A 23179-nucleotide genomic window follows, 5' to 3' on the forward strand; every position below is an offset into this window, starting at 1 on the left:
CTACCTGCGGTTTTCACAGGCGGCAATGGGTCAGACGGTATCCAGATAAAGGTCTAGGATTTCCTGTTCCGACAACTCGCCCAGATAATGGAGTTCTTGGCGCTTCGTCATCACAAGGTTGTCAATCAGTGTCCGTGGAAAGACACGTTCCGCAAGGACAGACGTCTCGAACCGATCAATGGCTTGAGCCCATGTATCGGGGATCTGCGCCATTTCCTGTTCGTAAGCGTTGCCGCTGATGGGAGGCGGCGGGGTGAGTTTGTCCTCAATCCCGACCAGAGCCGACCCCAGCACCGCAGCGAGGAACAGATAGGGGTTCACGTCGCCCCCTGCCACGCGGTGTTCGATCCGACGTGCAGCGGGGCTACCGCCTGGCACGCGGATTGACGCTGTGCGGTTATCGTAGGCCCAGCAAATGCCTGTTGGCGCATGGCTTTCGGGCACAAGGCGCGCATACGAGTTTTCATGCGGGGCAAATACCAACGCCAGATCAGGGATGCCGCGTAGACAGCCCGCGATCGCGTGCTTGAGCGTATCGGTGCCCTCAAAGCTGCCGTCGGCAAAGACGTTATTCCCGTCCTCATCCACGACCGAGAAATGGACGTGCAGACCGTTGCCTGCGTATTCTTCATAGGGTTTCGCCATAAAGGACGCTGCCATCCCGTGTTTGCGGGCAAGGCCGCGCACCAGCATCTTGAACAGATAGGCGTCATCAGCGGCTTTCAGGGCGTCGGCCACGTGGACGAGGTTCATTTCGAACTGGCCGACACCAACCTCAGAGGTTGCCGCCTCTGTTTCGATCTCCATCAGGTCGCAAGCGTCATAGAGGTCGTTAAAGAAGTTATCGAAGGCATCCAGTGCACGCAGCGACAGGATTTCGCCACCCGCGCGGCGTTTTCCTGACCGAGGGCTTTTCGGCTGCTGGATTTCTTTGCCACTGTCATCGATGAGGTAGAATTCCATCTCGAAAGCAACAACAGGTTTTAGGCCCAACTCGGCATAGCGTTTGACGACACGCGACAAGGCGTGGCGCGGATCACCGTCAAACGGCACGCCCTCTTCGGTGAACATCCACATTGGCAAAAGCGCCGATGGGGTCTGGAGCCACGGCATCGGAACATAGCCGCGCTCGGTTGGGAAAAGCATCCCGTCAGGGTCGCCAACTTCGAAAACCAAGGGGCTGTCTTCTACGTCTTCGCCCCAAATATCGAGGTTCAAAACGGACAGCGGGAACCGCATGCCTTCGGTTTCCATCTTACGCGCAAATTTTACAGGGATGCGTTTGCCCCGTGCCTGACCGTTAAGGTCGGCAGCGCCCGCGCGAATGCTGCGGATATGCGGATTCTCGTCCAGCCAACTACTCATGTCTCACCCGTTTAAGAGGGCCGTTGACAAGGCAATGGTACGGGGTGGCGCGCGGAATACGCAGCCACGTCACAGGTCCATGCCCTTGGCCCTTCATTGATCGGATCAAACCCCGTCGCTTGGGTTGTAGCTGCCGCTCGCGCGGACCCACCCGGTAAATTTGATCAAATTATGTATACTACCGGATCAGATTTAGACGCAAGCGTATTTTAGCACGATTTGTTTGCGGCAAATGGCGGTTAAGCTGTTTGTTGATCAGCCCGAAGGTGCCGATCACGGTCAGCGTCAGCAGGATAAAGAACCCAGCGAGGATCGGGTAAGGGATAAACGGGTTGAACGTTTTGTCCGCAAAATAGCTCGCGTAATAGAGCGCATCACCCATCTGGCTGCGCGCAGGAAAGCCCGACATGAAAACCAGCGTTGTGGCGTGGAACAAGAAGATCGCTTCGTTCGTGTAGGCTGGCCACGCGAGGCGGAGCATGGTCGGTAAGGTGATCCGACGGAACCGTTTCCAGCCCGACATGCCATAGGCGTCTGCCGCCTCAATGTCGCCTTTGGGGATCGACATCAACGCGCCGTAAAAAATCTCTGCCGAATAGGCCGCCGTGTTGAGGAACAAAACGATCAACGCGCCGAGCCATGCCGAGGTCAGCGGGGTAAAGATCGGATAGGCGCCCTTGAGGCTCTGGAAGGTGAAGTAGGCAAAGAAGAACTGGATGAACAGCGGCGACCCACGGAACACAAAGATGAACCACTCAGCGGGTTTGCGGAACATCGGGTTGTGGTGCGCTTTGCCGACAGCGGTCGCCACGGCCAAGAAGAACCCAGACACCAGCGCCAAAAGGCCAAAGTAGATGTTCCAGATCATCCCCGATCCGATCAGCACGACCTGCTGACAGATGGTAAAGTTATCACGCGGCAGCAGCCGTTCGCCAATGCCCAAGCTGCGCAATCCGTAGTCCGATAGGATATCCCAACAGGTCATGCTGCGGCCTTTCTCTGGGCTTCGCCAGCGGCGGTCGCTTGACCACGTGTGAGGCGCGACATGATTTTATCGAGCACGACTTCGGACACTTTGGTGAAGCCGAGGTAGAAGACCAAGAGAGCGAGGAAATACCACATCCGCCAATCGCCGTGGGGGTATTCGGTGAACTTTGCGGTCTTCGTCGCGCCGAGTTCGCGGGCCCAATAGACGATGTCTTCAACACCGAGGAGGAACAGAAGCGGCGTGGCTTTGATCAAAACCATCCAGAGGTTCGACAGACCGGGCAGGGCGTAGACCCACATCTGCGGGACAAGCACGCGCCAAAAGGTTTGGCGCTGTGTCATGCCGTATGCCTCTGCCGTTTCTAGCTGGGCATGGGGCACGGCCCGCATTGCGCCCGAAAGAACGTTCGCTGCAAAGGCCCCAAACACGATCGCAAAAGTGAGAACGGCGAGAGAGAACCCGTAGGTTTCATGCACCCACTGTGGGGCTGTGCCCAATGGCAGTTTTGCTTCAGGGCAGACAACGAAATCGTTGCCTTGACGGATCGGCATATCCCAGTCGGGACATTTCACCTCGTGCCGTATCCACTCAAAGAACTGATCGAGCGCGATGACGAAGAATAGGAAGAAGGCGATATCGGGCACGCCTCGAACGATCGCGGTATATCCCTTCCCGAACCAAGCAATTGGAAGGATGCGCGAGCGTGCGGCGCTTGCCCCTGCAAAGCCGAAAAACAGCGCAACAGGTGCTGTGATGGCCAGCAACAACAGGACCGTCCCAATAGACCAGTAGATCCCCAGATGTTTGCCTGTGGTCAAATAGCAGCTGAGCCATTCGATGCCTTCGAGCGAGGCTGGATCGGAACAGAAACTGAAAATAGCTGCCACCGTCTGTTGAGAGGATAGAGAAAACGGGGCGACTGGTGTCAGTCGCCCCGCGGTATTCAGGTCAGGCGATTAGAACTGCTCGCCGATTTCCCATTTAGCGATCAGCGCGTTGAGCGAGCCGTCTGTTTTCATCGACTGGATCGCAGCGGTGAATTTGTCGCGCAGTTCGGTGTCAGACTGACGAACGCCCATGCCAACGCCGCCACCGATGAGAACGTCGTCACCAGTGAATGCGAGGTCTGCTTCGGCTTCTACGACAGGAGCAAGGAACGCTTTGTCGGCGAGAACCGCATCAGCTTCGCCGTTGCGGACTGCTGCAATCGACTCTTCCGGAGTTGCGAACTCGAGAAGGGTTGCGCCCATTTCAGCAACGTAAGACGCCTGAATGGTTGCAGCCTGTGCTGCGATCACTGCGCCAGCGAGGTCAACATCGTTGCCTGCAACAGCGACGAATGCCGACGGATCAGGCTGGGTGTAGTTTTCGGTGAAGTCGATGACTTGCTTACGCTCGTCGGTGATCGACATGCCAGCGATGATGGTGTCGTAGTTGCCCGATACGAGGTTCGGAATGATCGAATCCCAATCGTTGGTCACCCACTCACAGGTCAATTCAGCGCGTGCGCACAGTTCGTCGCCCAGCTCGCGCTCAAAACCGTCAACTTCGCCAGCGTCGTTGATGAAGTTGTACGGAGGGTAGGCGCCCTCGGTGCCCATGCGAACGGTTGCGCCATGGCCTTCAGCCAGTGCTGCGCCAGCGGCCAGCGCGGCAATCGCGGTGCTGAGGATAAGGGTTTTCATTGGTCTCTCCCAAAGGTTGGTGGGCTGTTGCCCGTGGAATCGCCCCTTAACGGGACTTTGTGGTTGTCTGTGTGACGCATCGTGCCAAAATTGACCATCGGGTCAATCAGCACGGCCCTTTAATGGAGCGAATGCGACAAAAATTGTTGGAGGCGCTCGGATTTCGGCGCTCCAAAGAGCGCATCTGGTGCGCCTTCTTCTTCGATCAAGCCTTTGTGCAAGAACACGACATGATCAGAAATATCCCGTGCCATCCGCATGTCGTGGGTCACGATCATCATCGTGCGGCCTTCTTCGGCCAGTCCGCGGATCACTTTCACCACTTCCTGCTCTAGCTCTGGGTCCAGAGCCGAGGTCGGTTCGTCAAACAATAGCGCCTCAGGCTCCATGCAGAGCGCGCGCGCGATTGCGGCACGTTGCTGCTGCCCGCCTGACATCTGCGCAGGATAAACATCGCACTTGTCGCCAATGCCCACCTTATCAAGATACATCCGCGCCTTCTCTTCGACCTCGGCCTTATCACGGCCCAGCACGGTCACAGGCGCCTCCATCACGTTCTGCAGAACGGTCATATGCGCCCAGAGGTTAAACTGTTGGAACACCATCGACAGGTTCGTGCGAATACGAAGCAGCTGTTTGCGATCCGCAGGTCGACGCAGCAGGCCTTCGCCTTTCCACGCGACAGGCTCACCCTTGAACAGGATGTCGCCTTTTTGGCTGTCTTCCAAAAGGTTGGCGCAGCGCAATAGCGTCGACTTCCCTGACCCTGACGAGCCAATGAGCGAAATGACCTGTCCGGCCTCGGCGCGAATATCCACACCCTTTAGCACCTCCAAGGCGCCATAGGCCTTGTGTAGGTTGCGAATTTCGATGACGGGGCTGTTCAAAGTCACGGCGTCTGTATTCCCTGTTTGGCTGCGGAGTAGTGCGGAATTTTCTGTCCAGCGCAACGTCCATTATGGGTTGACGTTAGGGCCACTCGACCGATTTGCGCAATCCATTTGCCCGTTTTGTGCATTTTGCTCGCTTAAGGTGCGATTAGTTTTTCGTAATCGCGATACGGATGCGGTTGCTGTCCTGATCGGTAAAACCAAGCAGCGGCGCGACCATCCGCATCAACGCGTCCTCGTGCTGGTCCCGTGAACCGTCAGTCAAAACGACCTCCCACATGGCACGCACTACGGCTTCGCGGTCGTCCAACGGAATGGCTTCTTTGATCACGCGGGTGAAACGAACGGTGTCAGGCGCCTCGGCCTCAATCGTTTCGCATTCCTCGCGGAGCGCCTTTGCCTCCGCCTCAGTCAGCCCAAACCGCGCACCCAAAATCCGATCAATCCGCGCCTTTTCGTCGGGGGCGTAGTGGTTGTCGGATCGCGCGATCCGAACCAAAAGCGCACCGATCGCACGGCGGGCATCCACATCGGACAGGGGGGCTTGGGCGGGGGCGGTCAGACGCCGCAGGAAATCAGCTATCATAAGAGAGGTATAAGCCCCTGTAGACCCGTGGGAAAGTCCCGCTCACGCCAAAGTGCCAAAGAGCTTGGATAGACGCGCCGATTCTTCGGTGAACCCAAAGGGCGCATTCACCACAAACATCCCCGATCCGATCATACGGTGCCCGTCGCGCGCAGGCGGGAATTTCACCTCGTGTCGAATTCCATCGGGAATGGCTTGCTCTAACGTGCGTAGCATCGGTTTGTGTGGCCCATCCTTGAGGATCGGATACCAGAGCATCAAAACGCCCACGTTCCACTTTTTGTGCACCTGCACCAAAAGGTCCGCCATCGTTTTGTAGTCGTCCTTGATCTCGTAGGGCGGATCAACGAGCAGCACACCGCGCCGTGGCTCTGGCGGCAAAATGGACTTCGCATATTCCACGCCGTCCCGTTTGACCCGAACCGCACGCCCCGCCATCAACTCGTCAAGTGCTGCGAATTCCTTGGGGTGCAACTCGGCCAACTGAAGGTTGTCCATCGCCCGCAGAACACCAGCCGCAACCAGCGGCGATCCAGGATAGGCGTCGCGCCCATGTTCATCACGAACACCCTTCAACACCTTCGCAAAAGGATGATCTGGCGCGAACCAACCCCGCTCTTCCGCGACCGCTATCCCTGCCGCCGCTTCCCCTGTCTTCAACGCTTCAAACGACCCAAGGTCATAAAGCCCGCGCCCTGCATGGGTCTCAACGTAGGTCAGCGGCTTATCTTTCTTGGTCAGATAGGCCAGCACCCACGCCAATAGCGCGTGCTTTTGCACATCAGCTAAATTTCCAGCGTGATAGATATGTTGATAAGAAAGCATCGCCCTGCCTTTGTGCCCCAAATATCCCGGGGGAGTCTGCATCGCAGACGGGGGCAGCGCCCCCAATGAAACACGGCGCCCGAAGGCGCCGTAATCCGTTAAACCAACCGCGAGTTTTCGACCGCGGCCCGAACGAAGTCCGCAAACAGCGGGTGCGGTTCGAACGGTTTGGATTTGAGTTCTGGGTGGAACTGAACGCCGATGAACCACGGGTGGTCTTTCCACTCCACGATTTCAGGCAGACGACCATCAGGCGACATACCAGAGAAGCACAGACCAGCCTCCTCCAGTTTCTCGCGGTATTTTCCGTCGACTTCATAACGGTGACGGTGACGTTCTTCGATTTTGGTCTCACCGTAGATGTTCGCCACCTTGGACCCATCGAGGAGTGTCGCGTTATAGGCGCCCAGACGCATCGTGCCGCCCTTCGCGTCATCCGCCTTGCGGGTCACGGTGTGGTTGCCCTGAACCCACTCTTTGAGGTGGTAAACAACGGGTTCGAAACGCTTTTCGCCTGCTTCGTGGTCAAACTCTTCCGACCCTGCCTTGGCGATGCCAGCCGCGTTGCGTGCTGCTTCGATCACCGCCATCTGCATACCGAGGCAGATGCCCAGATACGGGATGTTACGTTCACGTGCGAATTGCGCTGCTTTGATTTTGCCTTCGGTGCCGCGTTCGCCAAAGCCACCCGGAACCAGAATCGCGTGGTAGCCCGACAGGTGCTCACCAACGTCTTCGCGGTCGAATTCTTCTGCATCGACCCAATTGACGTTGACCTTAACGCGGTTCGCCATGCCACCGTGAACCAGTGCTTCTTTGATCGACTTATAGGCGTCCTCAAGCTGCACGTATTTCCCAACAATCGCGACGTTCACTTCGCCGTCGGTGTTGTGAATACGGTCTTGAACGTCGAGCCAACGGTCGAGGTTCGGTTTCGGTGCGGGCGCAATGCCAAAGCAATCGAGAACCGCCTGATCCAGACCTTCGCCGTGGTAAGCCAGCGGTGCCTCATAAATCGATTTCAGGTCGTAGGCTGCAACAACGTGCTCTTTGCGGACGTTACAGAACAGAGCGATCTTTTCCCGCTCACGCTCTGGGATCGGCTGTTCGGAACGGCAGACCAGAACGTCGGGGGCCAGACCGATGGATTGCAGCTCTTTCACAGAGTGCTGGGTCGGTTTGGTTTTCAACTCGCCCGATGCAGCAAGGTAAGGCAACAGCGTCAGGTGCATCAGGATACACTCACCACGCGGTTTTTCGTGGATGAACTGACGGATCGCTTCAAAGAAGGGCAGGCCTTCGATGTCGCCCACGGTGCCGCCGATTTCGCAGAGCATGAAATCAACTTCGTCTTCGCCGATGCGGATAAAGTCTTTGATTTCGTTGGTGACGTGCGGAACCACCTGAATGGTTTTACCCAGATAATCGCCACGACGCTCTTTTTCGAGAACGTTGGAATAGATGCGGCCCGACGAAATAGAATCGGTCTTGCGAGCAGGAACGCCTGTGAAGCGCTCGTAGTGACCAAGGTCGAGGTCGGTTTCTGCACCGTCGTCGGTCACGAACACTTCGCCATGTTCAAACGGGGACATCGTGCCGGGGTCAACGTTCAGGTAGGGGTCAAGCTTGCGCAGGCGGACCGAATAGCCACGCGCCTGCAACAGCGACCCGAGAGCAGCAGAAGCAAGCCCCTTGCCGAGGGAGGACACAACACCACCAGTAATAAAAATGAAACGTGCCATGGTCAGGCATCCCCCGTGAGTCAATCCGAAATCATGTGGAAACGCTGTCCGAATCTATCGAACAAAACGCAGTATCACGGGAGTTAAGTATAACCGGAATCGCCCCGCGAACGCAACCGGGTACGCAACATGATGTTGGGGCAAATGCCCCAAAACCTATACGTAGTGGTAAGACTTAGTTTGCAGGTGCCGGCGGCAGGGTGCTGTCAACCGACGGCGGAAGCAGGTCGCTACCCAAACCAGGCAATGCAGGTGCATCAGCCGCAGGGGCTTCTTCGACCGCCGCAGGAACCGCAGTATCAAGTGCAGACGCGGTGCTTGCGTTCTGCTTTGCGATGATTGTCAGGGTGATCGAGGTTACGATAAACGCAGCCGCAAGACCCCAAGTCACTTTGCCCAGTGCAGTTGCCGCACCACGTGCAGACACGAGGCCATTGCCGCCGCCGCTGCCCATGCCGAGGCCGCCGCCATCAGACTTCTGCATTAGCACAACGCCAATGAGGCTGAGGGCGAGGATCAGGTGGATGACCAGTACGACGCTTTCCATAGGGCTCTTCTCTGCACTTTCGTGAACGGTGGGTATCTAGAAGGTCAGTGCGTTCCCCGCAACCCCTCAACGTGACCGAGTGTCGGTTTTCTGCAGTCTTGCACCTTTGACGGGTAAGTCAGCACATTAAATTGAGCGAAACATGCATTCGTATCGGTTCTATGACAGATTGCGGTTTCCTGCCTCGTTCTACCCCGTTATACGGGCGCGGGTTTTGAGCCGGAAATCGAGGAGACTCAGGTATGGCCAACGTAGTTGTCGTCGGCGCTCAGTGGGGCGACGAAGGAAAAGGTAAGATTGTAGACTGGTTGTCGGAACGCGCTGACGTGATCGCGCGTTTTCAGGGCGGTCACAATGCAGGCCATACGCTCGTTATCGACGGGAAAGTCTATAAACTGCACGTGCTACCGTCTGGCGTTGTGCGTGGCGGTAAGCTTTCGGTCATTGGCAACGGTGTTGTTCTCGATCCGTGGCACCTCGTCAAAGAGATCGCGACCGTCCGTGAGCAGGGCGTAGAAATCACGCCAGAAACGCTGATGATCGCGGAAAACACTCCGCTGATCCTGCCGATCCACGGCGAACTCGACCGCGCTCGTGAAGAAGCCGCAAGCCAAGGCACAAAGATCGGCACCACCGGTCGCGGCATTGGCCCGTGCTATGAGGATAAAGTAGGCCGCCGCGCAATTCGCGTTGCTGACCTCGCGGATGAGGCAACCCTCATCGCCCGCGTTGACCGTGCACTGCAGCACCATAACCCGCTCCGCAAAGGTCTGGGTATGGAAGAGGTCAACCGTGACGACTTGATCCAGCAACTAAAAGACATCGCGCCGTCGGTTCTGGAATTCGCGGCGCCTGTTTGGAAGGTTCTGAACGAAAAGCGCAAAGCGGGTAAGCGTATCCTGTTTGAGGGCGCACAAGGCGCGCTGCTCGACATTGATTTCGGCACATATCCGTTTGTGACCTCCTCGAACGTGATCGCAGGTCAGGCGGCGACGGGCGTTGGCATTGGTCCGGGTTCGATCGACTACGTGCTCGGCATCGTCAAAGCATACACCACTCGCGTTGGCGAAGGTCCATTCCCGACCGAACTGCACGACGCTGATGGCGATCGTCTGGGCGAACGTGGTCACGAGTTTGGCACCACCACTGGCCGCAAGCGCCGCTGTGGTTGGTTCGACGCTGCTCTGGTTCGCCAGACCTGCGCGACCTCGGGCATCACTGGTATTTCGCTGACCAAGCTGGACGTTCTGGACGGCTTTGAGACGCTGAAAATCTGTGTGGGCTACGACCTCGACGGTAAGCAAATGGATTACCTGCCGACCGCAGCTGACGAACAAGCGCGTTGCACACCGATCTACGAAGAAATGCCGGGCTGGTCGGAATCGACCGAAGGCGCACGGTCGTGGAACGATCTGCCCGCAAATGCGATCAAATACGTCAAACGCGTTGAAGAGCTGATTGAATGCCCTGTGGCGCTTCTGTCGACCTCGCCAGAGCGTGACGACACGATCCTTGTCACTGACCCGTTTGCGGACTGATGGACTATAAGAAACGGAAACGCCTGTCGCTCTTGATCCTCATTGTGGGGATGCCGCTCTATGTCATTTTCGCGGTGACGGTGATGTCGAACATCGACCGCCTGCCAAAATGGCTAGAGCTGCCCACCTACGTGATCTTGGGTCTTGCATGGGCGCTACCGTTTAAATGGGTCTTTCTCGGGATCGGCAAAGAAGATCCTGATCAGAAATAAGCACTCGCGATATCAAACGTAAAAAGGGGCCGGAAAACCGACCCCTTTTTTCATTCTGTTGTGCCCTTATCCGCGAGCGGCGCGGGGTTCGGGGCGGAACCGTGTGCCTTCGGCCACTTGGAACCGACCGTTGCGGACCTTGCTGATCCGACCCTCACGCAGGAGCGTGCCGAAGACGCGCAGACCGTCTTCACGGTTAAAGTCGTCGTCTTGCAGAACCTCACGGACCTTTTTCATCACATGCGGACGCGAGAATTCCTCGTGACCTTCGACGAAAGAGGTGTAAGCCGCTGCCGCTTCGAGAAGGTCGGGCAGGCTATGCGCACCCATTTCTTCGACATAGTCAGCAAAGCTCTCTGCATCGCGGGCATCAATCGTTGAAACCGATTCCGTGGCAACACGGCGCGGACGCACGGGTGCGACGGGACGAGCGGGGGCGGCCTCTTCGGGGGCCAGATCGACGCGCTGGGCGGCAACCAGTTTGAGCGGCGCAGGACGCGGACGCTCTGTACGTGGCTGATCGTCCCCACGTTCGGCGCGACGGGGCAGGACGCCACCAGCGGTCGGACGTGTTGGGCGAACTACCGCGCTCAGATCGCTGCGGAAATCGGTCTCTTCGTCTTCTTTCGATTTGACCGGCTCACCCATGCGGCGGGCCGCTTCGGTCGCAGCAACTGCGGCCTTCAGGTGGCTCAGCGTACGACGACGCAGATCGGTTTCCGGCGCGCGAAGCTGTTCGTCCGTGCGGTCCAAGATACGGGACATGTCACGGGCGTCAGCCTCGGGTTCGCGGTCCAGCAGGGCGCGGGCACGTTGGTCGGCACGCGCATCTGCAACTGGCTCTTCGTCCTCATCCTCGTAGTCGTATTCCATAACGAAGGCGTTCTGCGATTCGATTTCGTCGGCGTCAAAGTCGTCTTCGTCGTCATCCAGCGCGGACAATTCGCGCAGGAGGTCTGCTTCTTCTTCGTCAGAGAGCGAGCTGTCAGCGTCGAAATCAATGTCGTCCGCACCATCCAAAGAGGCGAGGTCGAATTGGTTTGCTTCGGCTTCGTTCGCTTCAACCTCGGCTGCGGCGAGCTTGGCCATAATGCTGGCCTCAACAATATCCGCATCGTCGTAGGTTTCGTCGTAGTCGTTTGCTGTGGTGTCATCGGCCCAGTCTTGGGCCTCTTCGACAGGCTTTTCGGTCGGTGTCGCAGCAAGCGCAGCAGCAACAACGTCCTCATTAGCTTTGTCAGCCACCGCTTCGATGGTGCCGTTATTCAGCGCACGGTCAAATTCCGAACGTTTCAAACGGATCACACGAGTGCGGCGGAGCGGGGCGGCCTCCTGCGGCGATGCCACATCGGCAACAGGAGCAGACTGTTGCGCAACGGGTTCAGCCGCAGGGGCGTCCTCACCAATCGTGTCCTCTGGTTCATCAAAGGTCACTTCGGTCTCTGCAATCGACACATCCATCGGCGCCACCTGAGCTGGCGCTTCTTCCGTGGCATCAATAACAGAGCCAAGGTCAAAGTCCTCTTCGGGTTCGGAGGCGTGAATGTCTTCGATGTAATCGGATTCGCCAGTCGACGATTTGCCAACGACAGCGCGGATACGCTGAAGTTTCGCGGCAACGCTTTCGGACATTGCGGGCGCTGGGGCGGGTTGCGGCGCAACCTCTTCCACGACCTCAGGTGTCTCGACGGGCGGCGGCATAACAGGTGCCACGCTCGGCGCAACGGCCTGCGGTTCCTCTTTTACGGGTTCGGCAGCGCGATTTTCCGAGGCCGCCAAGGCAGCCGCACGCAACACGATCCCAGATGATTCCATACGGGCTTCGACCCGACGCGCAATTTCGTTTTCGGCAATGCGCGCCAGCATTTCTGCATCCGGTGTTGGGGGTTCAGCCCCAAAATATCTATCGTCCGCCGCCAGATCGCGGAAATATTCCGCAATGGCCTTCATCGTGTCGAAGGAATCATCGAATCCCTCAAGTGTGCACGCGAAGGTTCCGTAGGAGACGGTTAAAATCTTGCTCGATCCAACCATAACTACATGCGCTCGCTTTCTTTCCCCTAGTCCAGTAATTCACTCTCTGACGTCCAATTGGTTCGTAAAACGGAACGAAATCAGGTTATGGACGGTATTATTTCGTGACTCTTTTGAGGCAAGTTGCGAATTTGTGGACAATCAATGGGTCGGTAATGGGAACTGTTGCTTATAACGAACCAGTCACGCTGATCGGCGGTGCGCAAACTGGCAACGATGAGATTAGCACCGCTATGCGGTTAGCGCCAAGGATTGTTGCAGCTGATGGTGGTGCGGCGCAGGTTATGGCTTCTGGATTCCGTCCTGAACGGGTCATTGGCGATCTCGACAGCCTCTCCGACGATTTGCGCCTAAGCTTGGCCGATGTGATCGAAGAGATCAGCGAACAAGAGACGACTGATTTCGAAAAATGCCTGATGCGAATTGATGCGCCGCGCATTCTGGCCTTGGGGTTCATGGGTGGGCGTATCGACCACCAGCTCGCCGTTCTCAATGTTCTGGCCCGCTATGCGGACCGACGCGTGGTTTTGTTGGGGGCGGGCGATTGCGCGGCTGTCGTTCCCAACGTTGGGTTGTCCCTCAGATTACCTGTTGGGGATCGAATTGCCCTTATGCCCTTGGGGGCATCGCAGGCGTGGACAACGGGGTTGCGGTGGAACCTAGACGGTCAGGCCCTCGCGCCCGATGGCATGATCAGTTCCTCGAACGAGGTCGCTGGCCCGATCACGGTCCGTGCCTCTGGTCCCGTTCTTCTCTCGACTTCCGCGGCCAATTTGCCCGCGCTCTGGTCCGCGCTGGGTTAAAGTTCGGCTGGAACTTTCAAGCGGACCTTGCCCTTTTCGGTCAGCCGTTCGCGGTGAATGATATAGAGCCCTGACGACACGATGATCGCGATGCCTGCCCACGTCAGCGTGTTCGGGAAGTCTTGGAATACCAAAAGGCCCAAGATCGCGGCGCTGATGATCTCTAGGTAATGCAGCGGCGCGAGGGTCGCAGAGGGTGCGAACCGCAGGGCGTAGGTCATCATGATATGCGCCAGCGCTGACGCGGCACCGACGCCAAAGAGCCAAAGCCAAGTGATCCCTTCGGGCATCACGGGGGCATGGGCCTCCCATTTGCCAATCCAAGCGGCCACAACAAAGAGGCTACAGAACAGTGCCGTCAGAACCGAGGTCACAAACTGCATCGGGATCGGGTGCAATTTACGGCTGAGCGATCGGGTCTCTAGCATATAGAGCGCGAAACACAGCGCCGTACCAAGGGGGTAGAGCGCAACAAGGCCAAAGGTCACGAGGCTCGGTTGAATGACCAAAAGCGATCCACCGAAACCGACAACCGAGGCGATGATACGGCGCATCCCGACCTCATCGCCAAAGAGGAACTTGCCAAGGATCAGCAGAATGAATGGCTCTACAAACGCGATAGCGAGCGCGTCAGCGATGGGCATTTCATTCGTGGCCGCAACAAAGCAATAGGTCGAAATGCCAAGGAACAGCGCGCGCCGCACCAGTGGCCAGCGCAGCGATGGATCACGCGGGATGGCGTGGCGCAAGAGAACCAGAACGGGCAACATGATCGCTGCCTGCACGATGAACCGCGCAGAGGCGATTTGCATCACGGGGGTCGTATCCGTCGCCAGCTTTGCGAAAACGTCCAAAATGGGCGCCGTCACACAAAAGCCGAGCATCAGCAGAATACCGGGCAGGATGCGGTCGTTCATGATCTCTCCGACAGAGTGAGGATATCCGCGCCAGCTTCAGCAGTTTGGCACGTTCACGGCAAGCCCGCCGAGAGAGGTTTCTTTGTATTTCGCGTTCATGTCGACGCCTGTCTGACGCATCGTCTCGATCGCGGCATCCAGCGGAACGAGGTGGGTGCCATCGCCACGCAGCGACAGGGACGCCGCCGACACAGCCTTGATCGCGCCAAGGCCGTTGCGTTCGATACATGGTACCTGAACCAAGCCGCGCACAGGATCGCAGGTCATACCGAGGTGGTGTTCGAGAGCAATCTCAGCCGCATTCTCGATCTGTTCAGGCGTGCCGCCCATCACCGCCGCGAGGCCCGCCGCAGCCATTGCCGACGCGCTGCCAACCTCGGCCTGACAGCCACATTCCGCGCCAGAGATGGACGCGTTGTATTTGATCAACCCACCAATCGCGGCGGCGGTGAGTAGGAACTCAGGCACTTTAGCAGCAGTCGCACCTGGAACATGGTCGAGCCAGTAACGGATCACCGCAGGGATCACGCCCGCCGCACCGTTGGTCGGTGCTGTGACGACCTGACCGCCAGCCGCGTTTTCTTCGTTCACGGCCATCGCGTAGGTCGCCATCCAGTCGTTGATCTGGTGCGGGGCAGAGAGGTTCATACCGCGTTCCGCCATGAGGCTGTCGTAAATCCCCTTCGCGCGGCGTTTCACAAACAACCCACCGGGGAGGATGCCATCACGGGTCAAACCGCGATCAATACATTGGTTCATCACGTCCCAAATGCGTTCCACACCACGGTTCAATTCGTTCAAACCACGGCGCGAAAGTTCGTTTTTGCGTTTCATATCCGCAATCGACAGCCCGCTTTCCGCAGCCATATCGAGCATCTCTTTGGCGGACTTGAACGGGAAAGGCACAGGCGCGCCGTCGTCAGTGTCTTTCCCCGCGGCGAGTTCTTCAGCCGTGAGGACAAAGCCGCCACCGACCGAATAATAGGTCACTTCGGTGATCACGTCGCCTTGGGCGTCGAGCCCGCGCAGGATCAGACCGTTGGCGTGGCCCTCAAGGTTAGGACCGTAGTCAAAGATCACATCGTCCTTGGGATTAAAGTTCAGGACGGGCAGCCCTTCGGGTGTCACGGTCCCTTCGGCTTTGATCCGTTCCAGCTCTGCATCCGCTTTTTCGGCGTCATAGGTGTCGGGTAGGAACCCAGCGAGACCGAGGATCACAGCGCGGTCAGTCGCGTGACCCACACCCGTAAACGCCAACGACCCATGCAACGACGCACGCAGTCCAGCCACGCTAAACGGCTGTTTGCGCAGGTGGTCGAGGAACATCGCACCCGCCACCATCGGGCCCATTGTGTGCGAAGACGACGGGCCAACGCCCACCTTGAACATGTCAAAGACAGAGAGAAACATTAGAGTGCGCTTCCTTCGGGGGGATTAGGATATCTCGGTTGAGAGAACGACGTCGGTCCCAGACCTTCGGCCTGCATCGCGGCCAAGGTCGAGGGACGGTCGTCCATCATTGTGCAGAAGTCGAACAAGGCGGGCCATTTCGATAAATCGAACCACGCCGTGTCATTGATAGGGTAGAGCGCCAGCCACCGCAGCAGCGGCGCCACGTAGGTTTGCAGGATCGACGGTGCCATCAGATCAGGACCATTGGCCAGAATATCGAGAAGCCCTTCGATGCGAACCTTTGTTGCCTCGCGAAACTCAATCGGGTGATCGGGGCTGAATTTTTCGGGGTAGAACAGCATCCGCAATGCGGGGTGCAAAGTGTTCGCCACCCAAAACAGCCATTTCAGGAAATCGCCACGGGCAGGGCTCTGCGGATCAGGGGCGAGTGCACCGTGCCGATCGGCCAGCCACAACAGGATCGCACCCGTTTCAAACATCACCCCATCAGGGGTTTCCAGAACGGGGATCAGACCATTGGGATTGAGGGCGAGGTAGGCTGGATCGCGCTGGGCGGACTGGCTCCGATCCACCAAAACGGTGTCATAGGGCACGCCCAATTCCTCTAGCGTCAACCGAACGCAGAGCGAGGCATTGTCAGGGGCAAAGTGCAGGCGATAGCGCGTCATCATTCTGCGAGTGTATCTGGCAAAACCACACCGCTCTGTCCGATAACGACATTGGGGCAGAGTTTTACGCCCAGCGGTTCGGGTTTTTCGACCGCGCCCCTCGCCAGTTGTGGGGGAAGGCCCTATAAGATCGGCAACATCCATGAGGAGCTGCCATATGCCCATCGATCTGTCCCCAATCGACAAAGCCAAATTCGTCGCCGCGAAACGCGCAGCGCAGTTTGTAGAAAGCGGCATGAAGGTCGGTTTGGGCACGGGATCAACGGCGGCGTGGCTGGTGAAATGCCTTGGCGAAATGGTCCGCGAGGAAGGCCTGCGGATCAAAGGCGTGCCCACCTCGACCCGCACCTCGATCCTCGCCCGCGAGGTTGGTATCGACGTTATCACACTGGATGAAGCGAAATGGCTCGACCTGACCATTGATGGCGCTGACGAATTCGACCCGCAGTTGAACCTGATCAAAGGCGGCGGTGGCGCACATCTTCAGGAAAAGATCGTCGCGACGGCATCGGACCAGATGATCGTGATCACCGACGCTTCTAAATCGGTCGAAACTCTTGGCGCGTTTCCTCTGCCGATTGAGGTGATCCCCTTCGGCTGGCAGACCACGAAATCCATCGTCGAAGAGGCGCTGATCGGCATGGACGTTCTCGGCCGCGACGTGACGCTGCGGATGAACGGTGATGCGCCTTTTGTGACCGACGAAGGGAACCATATCCTCGACCTGCACCTCAAACGGATCGGCAACCCGCGCCAGCTGAGCTTTGTTGTGAACCAAATTCCGGGCGTCGTGGAAAACGGTCTGTTCCTTGATGTCTGTGATGCGGTTGTCATCGGCTACGGCGATGGTCGCGTTGAAGTGCGCGATATTCACGAGGGCACGATCACCGAGGACAAGTTCGATTTCCTCGGCGACGATAACATCTTTGGCGATATTGCAGATTAAGCGACTGCTGTGTGCGTGGGGGCAGATTGACCGCCCCCGAATGGCCCACCACATCAGGGCTAAGAAGATTTAGACGGAGACATCCCATGTCCTTTGATTATGACCTCTTTGTCATCGGTGGTGGTTCGGGCGGTGTGCGTGCCGCACGCGTTGCCGCAGCCACTGGCGCAAAGGTCGCCTTGGCTGAAGAATACCGCATGGGCGGCACCTGTGTGATCCGTGGCTGTGTCCCAAAAAAATTGATGGTGTTTGCGAGCGAGTTCCCTAGCGCCATTGAGGACGCACAGGCCTATGGCTGGGACGTGTCGTCGGGCGATTTCGACTGGACCGATTTCCGCACCAAAATGCATGCCGAACTTGATCGCCTCGAAGGCATCTATCGCCGCCTTTTGGACGGGTCGTCGGTCACGGCATATGACACGCGCGCAACGATCAAAGACGAACACACTGTCACGCTGTCGACGGGCGAAGACATCACCGCGAAACACATCCTGATCGCGGTCGGTGGTCGTCCTGTGAAACCTGATCTGGCGAATGCTGATCTGGGCATCACATCAAACGAAATTTTCCTCCTCGAAGATCTCCCGAAATCGATCCTGATCATCGGCGGCGGTTATATCGCATGTGAATTCGCGGGCATCCTCAATGGCCTCGGTGTTGAGGTCACGCAATACTACCGCGGTGCCCAAATCCTGCGCGGCTTTGACGATGAAGCACGTGGCCTGATCGCGGACCAGATGCGTGATAAGGGCGTGAACCTGCATTGCGGCACCAACATCCTAGAGATGGAGCGTCGCGACGGGAAAATCTGGACCAAAGCGACCAATGGAACCGAAGCAACCTTTGAACAGGTCATGTTCGCCACAGGCCGCATCCCGAACGTCGAAGGCCTTGGCCTCGAAAACGTCGGTGTGAATGTCGGTCGCCGAGGTGAGATCATCGTTGATGAGTATAACCAGACCAACGTTCCGTCGATCTACGCCGTTGGCGATGTAACCGACCGCGTTCAACTGACCCCCGTCGCGATCCGCGAGGCGATGGCCTTTGTTGAGACGGTTTTCAAAGGCAACCCAACACCTGTCGATCACGAATTGATCCCCTCTGCGGTCTTTACCCAGCCCGAATACGGCGCTGTTGGCCTGACCGAAGAACAAGCCCGCGATCAGGAACCGATTGAGGTTTACACCTCGTCCTTCCGTCCGATGCAGACCCTCTTTGCTGGGCGCGAAGATCGCGTGTTGATGAAACTCATCGTTTCGCAGGCGACACGCAAGGTGCTCGGCGTGCATATCGTCGCGCCGCAAGCGGGTGAAATGATCCAGATGGTTGGCATCGCCGTTAAAATGGGTGCAACCAAAGAAGATTTCGACCGCGTTTGCGCTGTTCACCCGACCATGGCCGAAGAGCTGGTCACGATGAAAACGCCGACGCGAACGGCTTGAAATTCGGGGCTGAGTCCCCAAATCTGATTAAAGGCCCCGAACGTCGGGGCATTGCATAGGGATATAAAGAGGTTCATGGCTGGGAATAATGGTGGCCCATGGGGCGGCGGCGGAAATAAAGGCGGCTCTGGCGGAGACGACGATAATAACCGAAACAACGGTCCGCGGCGTCCGGCGGGCGGGGACCAGATTCCCGAACTCGACGAGCTGTTGAACAAGGGACGCGAACAGTTCCGTGTCCTGATGGGCGGCGGCAATGGTGGCGGCAATCGTTCTGGCGGCGGTGCGCCTTCTGGCCCTGCGTTCACCCGTGGCACAATCGGCCTTGCCGCTGCTGCGGCTGTAGTCGTTTGGGGCATGGCGTCGTTCTACACTGTGAAGCCCGAAGAACAGTCGGTCGAACTCTTCCTCGGCGAATTCCATCAGGTCGGAAACCCAGGTTTGAACTTTGCCCCTTGGCCACTGGTCACACGTGAAGTTCTGGCTGTTTCGACCGAACGCACCATTGAAATCGGCACCTCGAACGTCGGCAATGATGCAGGTCTGATGCTGACGGGCGACGAAAACATCGTCGATATCGACTTCCAAGTTGTTTGGAACATCCGCGATCCACAGCGTTTCCTGTTCAACCTTGCTGATCCCGCCGCGACCATCGCTGCTGTGTCTGAATCGGCGATGCGCGAAATTATCGCTCAGTCGGAACTGGCACCGATCCTCAACGTGAACCGTGCCTCGATTGCGCAGCAGTTGACCGACCTCGTGCAGTCCACACTCGACAGCTACGACAGTGGTGTGAACATCGTTCGTATCAACTTTGACAAGGCCGACCCGCCGCAGCCTGTTATCGCATCCTTCCGCAAGGTGCAGGACGCCGAACAGGAACGTGACCGTCTGCAATCGCTGGCTGATGCCTACGCGAACCGCGTTGTGGCAGAGGCCCGTGGTCAGGCAGCGCAGCTTCTCGAAGAAGCCGAAGCCTACCGCGCACAGGTCGTCAACGCCGCCGAAGGTGAGGCGAGCCGCTTTAGCTCGATCTTGACCGAATACCAGATGGCGCCTGATGTGACCCGTCAGCGTATGTATCTGGAAACCATGGAAAAGGTTCTGGGTAGCGTTGATCTGATGCTCTTGGACGATAACAACGGCGATGGCACTGGTGTTGTGCCTTATCTGCCGCTCAATGAAATCCGCCGAAGCACCACCGAAGGAGGGTCGAACTAATGCGTAAGACCGCGTTTCTCATCCCCGCTGTGGTCGTTGCTGGCGCTGTAGCTCTGTCGTCGCTGTTCATCGTTGATGAACGTGAAAAGGCGCTCGTGCTTCAGTTCGGTCAGATTGTCCGCGTCCAAGAACAACCGGGCCTCGGCTATAAAATTCCATTCATTCAAGAAGTGGTCACCTATGACGACCGCATCCTGAGCCGTGACATGGAAGAGTTGGAAGTCACCGCCTCAGACGGTCGTCGTATCGTCGTTGACGCCTTTGCGCGCTACCGTATCACCGATGTGGAAACATTCCGTCGTGCGGTGGGTGTGGGCGCTGAGCGGGCTGCGGCATCACGTCTGGACTCCATCCTGCGGGCTGAAACCCGTCAGGTTCTGGGTAGCGTGACCTCGAACGACATTCTGTCGACTGACCGTGCCGCGCTTATGCAGCGCATCCGCAACGGTGCAATCGACGAGGCGCAGGCGCTGGGTCTGCAAATCATCGACGTGCGTTTGAAACGCACCGACCTGCCGCCAGAAAACCTTGCTGCGACCTATGATCGTATGACGGCAGAGCGTGAACGCGAAGCGGCTGACGAAATCGCCCGTGGTAACGAAGCTGCACAGCGGATCCGTGCGCAAGCTGACCGCACCGTGACCGAACTTGTGTCTGACGCAGAACGTCAGGGCGAGATCATCCGCGGTGAAGCCGACGCAACGCGCAACCGCGTCTTTGCGGAAGCTTACGGCGCTGATCCAGAGTTCTTTGAATTCTATCGGTCGATGAACGCCTATGCGACCGCGCTCGAAAACGGCAACACATCGATGGTGCTGTCGCCGAACAGCGAGTTCTTCAAGTATATGAAGTCCTCGGAAGGCAACTGATGATCTGGATGATTGGCATCGCCCTCGGGCTGGTGTTCGTGATCGAGGGGCTGGCCTACGCGCTGGCCCCTTCTTTCGTTGAAAAAATGCTCGATGCATTGGCCGAACTGACGCACCCACAGCGGCGCATGGTCGGGTTGGTCGCGGTTTTTATCGGCGTTCTACTTGTGCATTTTTGCGCACGCGGCCTACACTGAAATTCACAGGTGGTTGAGGTGGCTGTAGCATGTCTTGAGTTACCTCGCGCCATGCATAGAGTTTGGATTGCCATCGGGGTGTGACGCCCCGCAACCGCAAAAAGGAGAGGCACCGTGACGTCTCAAGCACTCACTGTTTCCCGCCACACAGAACAGACCCGTCTGTCCTATGCTGTGGCAATCTTGCTGTCTTTTGTATTCCTCTTGGCTCAAACCGTTGCAGGTTTCGCACAGTCGCGACCCGACAGTTTCGCCGATTTGGCCGAGAAATTTAGCCCCGCCGTTGTGAACATCACGACGACGACTGTTGTGTCCACCAACGCGGGTCCACAGGGCATCGTGCCTGACGGATCCCCGTTCGAGGACTTCTTTAAGGACTTCCAGAACCAAGGCCCGCGTCGGTCGTCGGCTCTGGGGTCTGGCTTTGTGATCTCGTCTGACGGTTACATCGTGACCAACAACCACGTCATCGAAGGCGCGGATGAAATCCTGATCGAGTTCTTCCCCGGTGGGACCGAACCGCTTGCGGCGACCTTGGTCGGCACCGACCCGAACACCGACATCGCGCTTCTGAAAGTGGACGCGACCGACCTGCCGTTCGTGAACTTCGGTGACAGCGACACGGCTCGCGTTGGCGACTGGGTCATGGCGATGGGTAACCCGCTCGGGCAGGGGTTCTCTGTCTCGGCTGGTATCGTCTCTGCACGGAACCGCGAACTCTCGGGCACCTATGACGACTACATCCAAACCGACGCCGCGATTAACCGTGGTAACTCTGGCGGTCCGCTGTTTAACATGGACGGCGATGTCGTCGGTGTGAACACCGCGATCCTGTCGCCCAACGGTGGCTCGATCGGTATCGGGTTCTCGATGGCGTCGAACGTTGTGAAAAACGTCGTGGCCCAACTGAAAGAGTTCGGTGAAACCCGTCGTGGCTGGCTCGGCGTTCGTATCCAAGACGTCACCCCCGATATGGTCGAAGGTATCGCTGGCCTTGATCATGCGGCTGGCGCTTTGGTCAGTTCCGTCCCTCCGGGTCCTGCGATGGACGCAGGGATCGAGGCTGGCGACGTGATCCTGACCTTTGACGGCAAAGAAATCACCGACACCCGCGAACTCGTTCGTATCGTTGCGGATGCCCCCGTGGGTCAAGAGGTCCTCGTGAACGTCCTTCGCAACGGTGAAACGGTTGAACTGACGGTCACTCTGGGTCGTCGCGAAACGGCTGAAGCCAACATGCCTGGCTCTGAGGCCCCGATGGAAGACGCGGCGCCGACGCAGACTGAAATGCTCGGCCTGACGCTGTCCGAGGTCAACAAAGAGACGATCAGCCAGTTTGGCCTCGCTCCGAATGCTTTGGGTCTGGTGATCACGGCCGTCGATCCGACCTCTGATGCGGCGTCGAACGGTCTACAGGCTGGCGATCTGATCTCTGAAGCTGGTCAGCAGCCCGTTACATCGGTCGCTGATTTTGAGGACCGCGTGAGAGAAGCGCGGGACGCAGGTCGCAAATCCTTGCTGATCCTCGTGAACCGTGACGGCATGACCCGCTTTATGGCGCTTCGTATCGTGGAATGATCGGGTGAGTAACCTGACACAAAAAGGCGCCTTCGGGCGCCTTTTTACATGCCTAGATCGGTTGGCGTGAGCGCGACCAGCCCTAGAACCTTGGCCGCATCAACAGACAACAACGGACTGTCCATGCCTGTCTGTTGCCGCTGATAGAGCCGCACCGCTGCAGTCGTTGTCTCATCCATCACACCCGTGATAGGGGCCTGATAAAACCCGCGCGCTGCCAGCGCCCGCTGAACCGATGCGATGAAACCGCTGTTCATCTCAGAGGGGCAGACGACCTCGAACAGCACTTCACGCCGTTCGCGGATGATCTGTTGATTGGTGACAGTCTGGTAAACGGCAGGCTCCAAAACGCTGCCATCAGGCGCGAGGACTTCTTCTTTGACCAGTTCTTGATCCGTGACCGTATGGGTCTGCGCGGGCGTCACATCGCGGCCAAAACACTTGCCGTAATAATCGGTTTCGATCCCCGCTTCGGTAAAGGCAGGCGGGTTGGAATACGGCGGCACCCCACCATCCGAACAAGCGGACAGCGCCAGCCCAAATAGGGCTGCGGAGTGGGTGATACGTTTCATCTGGGGCTGCTCTGCCTCCCTTTTATAAAAACTCTATGGCATTTTTCGACCAATGGCGCAAATTTTATGATCCGTGTCGGTTAAACTGCGACAGAAGGCTGGAACAGCCACCTACAACGCATTAAATCTACAGCGACTTTA

23 protein-coding genes are annotated in these 23179 nt (G+C 57.7%); 9 read left to right on the plus strand and 14 right to left on the minus strand.

The genetic code is table 11. The annotated features are described in order from the left end of the window. Positions 1-30: 30 nt before the first annotated feature. From QWY83_RS10870 to secG, 9 genes are all read right to left on the minus strand, one after another. The gene (locus tag QWY83_RS10870) at positions 31-1365 is read right to left on the minus strand and encodes a glutamine synthetase family protein (protein WP_249945877.1); all 1335 of its coding nucleotides are present in this window, start codon (positions 1363-1365) and stop codon (positions 31-33) included. Between the two features lie 178 nt (positions 1366-1543). Then, positions 1544-2350, minus strand: coding sequence for an ABC transporter permease (locus QWY83_RS10875; RefSeq protein WP_249945876.1), 807 nt, complete (start codon positions 2348-2350; stop codon positions 1544-1546). Then, positions 2347-3231 carry an ABC transporter permease gene (locus tag QWY83_RS10880; RefSeq protein WP_249946237.1) on the minus strand — a complete coding sequence of 295 codons (885 nt, stop codon included), beginning with the start codon at positions 3229-3231 and terminating at the stop codon, positions 2347-2349. Before QWY83_RS10880 ends, QWY83_RS10875 begins: the two co-directional genes overlap by 4 nt. 78 nt (positions 3232-3309) lie before the next feature. Next, a complete protein-coding gene (locus QWY83_RS10885; protein WP_249945875.1) occupies positions 3310-4038 on the minus strand; it encodes a transporter substrate-binding domain-containing protein in 729 nt (242 codons plus the stop codon). A 119-nt stretch (positions 4039-4157) separates the two neighbouring features. Continuing rightward, a complete protein-coding gene (locus tag QWY83_RS10890) occupies positions 4158-4931 on the minus strand; it encodes an ABC transporter ATP-binding protein (RefSeq protein ID WP_290245956.1) in 774 nt (257 codons plus the stop codon). A gap of 145 nt (positions 4932-5076) precedes the next feature. Further along, entirely contained in the window at positions 5077-5514 is a 438-nt protein-coding gene (locus tag QWY83_RS10895) for a tellurite resistance TerB family protein (RefSeq protein WP_249945874.1), read from the minus strand. 42 nt (positions 5515-5556) lie between these two features. After that, positions 5557-6339 (minus strand): 23S rRNA (adenine(2030)-N(6))-methyltransferase RlmJ, encoded by a 783-nt coding sequence (locus tag QWY83_RS10900; protein ID WP_249945873.1) that lies wholly within the window; start codon positions 6337-6339, stop codon positions 5557-5559. A gap of 98 nt (positions 6340-6437) precedes the next feature. Beyond that, the gene (gene pyrG, locus QWY83_RS10905; protein ID WP_249945872.1) at positions 6438-8081 is read right to left on the minus strand and encodes a CTP synthase; all 1644 of its coding nucleotides are present in this window, start codon (positions 8079-8081) and stop codon (positions 6438-6440) included. A gap of 175 nt (positions 8082-8256) precedes the next feature. Then, complete coding sequence (secG, locus tag QWY83_RS10910; RefSeq protein WP_249945871.1) at positions 8257-8628, minus strand: preprotein translocase subunit SecG; 372 nt, start codon at positions 8626-8628, stop codon at positions 8257-8259. A 242-nt stretch (positions 8629-8870) separates the two neighbouring features. Here secG and QWY83_RS10915 point away from each other — a divergent pair, with 242 nt between their 5' ends. After that, positions 8871-10166: an adenylosuccinate synthase gene (locus tag QWY83_RS10915; protein ID WP_067549976.1), complete on the plus strand. Its 1296-nt coding sequence runs from the start codon at positions 8871-8873 to the stop codon at positions 10164-10166. Beyond that, positions 10166-10378, plus strand: coding sequence for a DUF2842 domain-containing protein (locus QWY83_RS10920; protein ID WP_105235723.1), 213 nt, complete (start codon positions 10166-10168; stop codon positions 10376-10378). Before QWY83_RS10915 ends, QWY83_RS10920 begins: the two co-directional genes overlap by 1 nt. 66 nt (positions 10379-10444) lie before the next feature. Here QWY83_RS10920 and QWY83_RS10925 read toward each other — a convergent pair whose 3' ends face one another. Beyond that, positions 10445-12328, minus strand: a complete 1884-nt coding sequence (locus tag QWY83_RS10925; RefSeq protein ID WP_249945870.1) for a hypothetical protein — start codon at positions 12326-12328, stop codon at positions 10445-10447. A gap of 239 nt (positions 12329-12567) precedes the next feature. On the opposite strand from QWY83_RS10925, the gene QWY83_RS10930 reads away from it, so the two are divergent. After that, entirely contained in the window at positions 12568-13215 is a 648-nt protein-coding gene (locus QWY83_RS10930; RefSeq protein ID WP_249945869.1) for a thiamine diphosphokinase, read from the plus strand. Here the strand turns inward: QWY83_RS10930 and QWY83_RS10935 are convergent. From QWY83_RS10935 to QWY83_RS10945, 3 genes are read right to left on the minus strand one after another with little or no spacing between them, the layout of a single operon-like run. Beyond that, the gene (locus QWY83_RS10935) at positions 13212-14132 is read right to left on the minus strand and encodes a DMT family transporter (protein WP_249945868.1); all 921 of its coding nucleotides are present in this window, start codon (positions 14130-14132) and stop codon (positions 13212-13214) included. The two genes, QWY83_RS10930 and QWY83_RS10935, sit on opposite strands and share 4 nt — an antisense overlap. Positions 14133-14168: 36 nt before the next feature. Next, a complete protein-coding gene (locus QWY83_RS10940; RefSeq protein ID WP_249945867.1) occupies positions 14169-15542 on the minus strand; it encodes an L-serine ammonia-lyase in 1374 nt (457 codons plus the stop codon). Beyond that, positions 15542-16213 carry a glutathione S-transferase family protein gene (locus tag QWY83_RS10945; RefSeq protein WP_353958950.1) on the minus strand — a complete coding sequence of 224 codons (672 nt, stop codon included), beginning with the start codon at positions 16211-16213 and terminating at the stop codon, positions 15542-15544. Before QWY83_RS10945 ends, QWY83_RS10940 begins: the two co-directional genes overlap by 1 nt. A 157-nt stretch (positions 16214-16370) precedes the next feature. Here QWY83_RS10945 and rpiA point away from each other — a divergent pair, with 157 nt between their 5' ends. The 6 genes from rpiA to QWY83_RS10975 all read left to right on the plus strand — a co-directional run bounded on the left by rpiA (position 16371) and on the right by QWY83_RS10975 (position 22466). Then, on the plus strand, positions 16371-17159 hold the full coding sequence (gene rpiA / locus QWY83_RS10950) for a ribose-5-phosphate isomerase RpiA (protein ID WP_249945865.1): 789 nt from the start codon (positions 16371-16373) through the stop codon (positions 17157-17159). A gap of 86 nt (positions 17160-17245) precedes the next feature. Then, positions 17246-18601, plus strand: coding sequence for a glutathione-disulfide reductase (gor, locus tag QWY83_RS10955; RefSeq protein WP_249945864.1), 1356 nt, complete (start codon positions 17246-17248; stop codon positions 18599-18601). Between the two features lie 75 nt (positions 18602-18676). Continuing rightward, positions 18677-19822, plus strand: a complete 1146-nt coding sequence (gene hflK, locus QWY83_RS10960; RefSeq protein ID WP_105235716.1) for an FtsH protease activity modulator HflK — start codon at positions 18677-18679, stop codon at positions 19820-19822. Beyond that, positions 19822-20691, plus strand: coding sequence for a protease modulator HflC (gene hflC, locus QWY83_RS10965; protein ID WP_249945863.1), 870 nt, complete (start codon positions 19822-19824; stop codon positions 20689-20691). The genes hflK and hflC overlap by 1 nt, the downstream gene beginning before the upstream one ends. After that, positions 20691-20888, plus strand: coding sequence for a DUF2065 domain-containing protein (locus tag QWY83_RS10970; RefSeq protein ID WP_249945862.1), 198 nt, complete (start codon positions 20691-20693; stop codon positions 20886-20888). The genes hflC and QWY83_RS10970 overlap by 1 nt, the downstream gene beginning before the upstream one ends. A gap of 114 nt (positions 20889-21002) precedes the next feature. Beyond that, the gene (locus QWY83_RS10975; RefSeq protein ID WP_435404521.1) at positions 21003-22466 is read left to right on the plus strand and encodes a Do family serine endopeptidase; all 1464 of its coding nucleotides are present in this window, start codon (positions 21003-21005) and stop codon (positions 22464-22466) included. A 44-nt stretch (positions 22467-22510) separates the two neighbouring features. Here the strand turns inward: QWY83_RS10975 and QWY83_RS10980 are convergent, their stop codons facing one another. After that, positions 22511-23038, minus strand: coding sequence for a peptidoglycan-binding domain-containing protein (locus tag QWY83_RS10980; RefSeq protein ID WP_249945861.1), 528 nt, complete (start codon positions 23036-23038; stop codon positions 22511-22513). Positions 23039-23179: the final 141 nt, after the last annotated feature.

Source organism: Marivivens donghaensis (genome assembly GCF_030410045.1).
GTDB lineage: Bacteria > Pseudomonadota > Alphaproteobacteria > Rhodobacterales > Rhodobacteraceae > Marivivens > Marivivens donghaensis.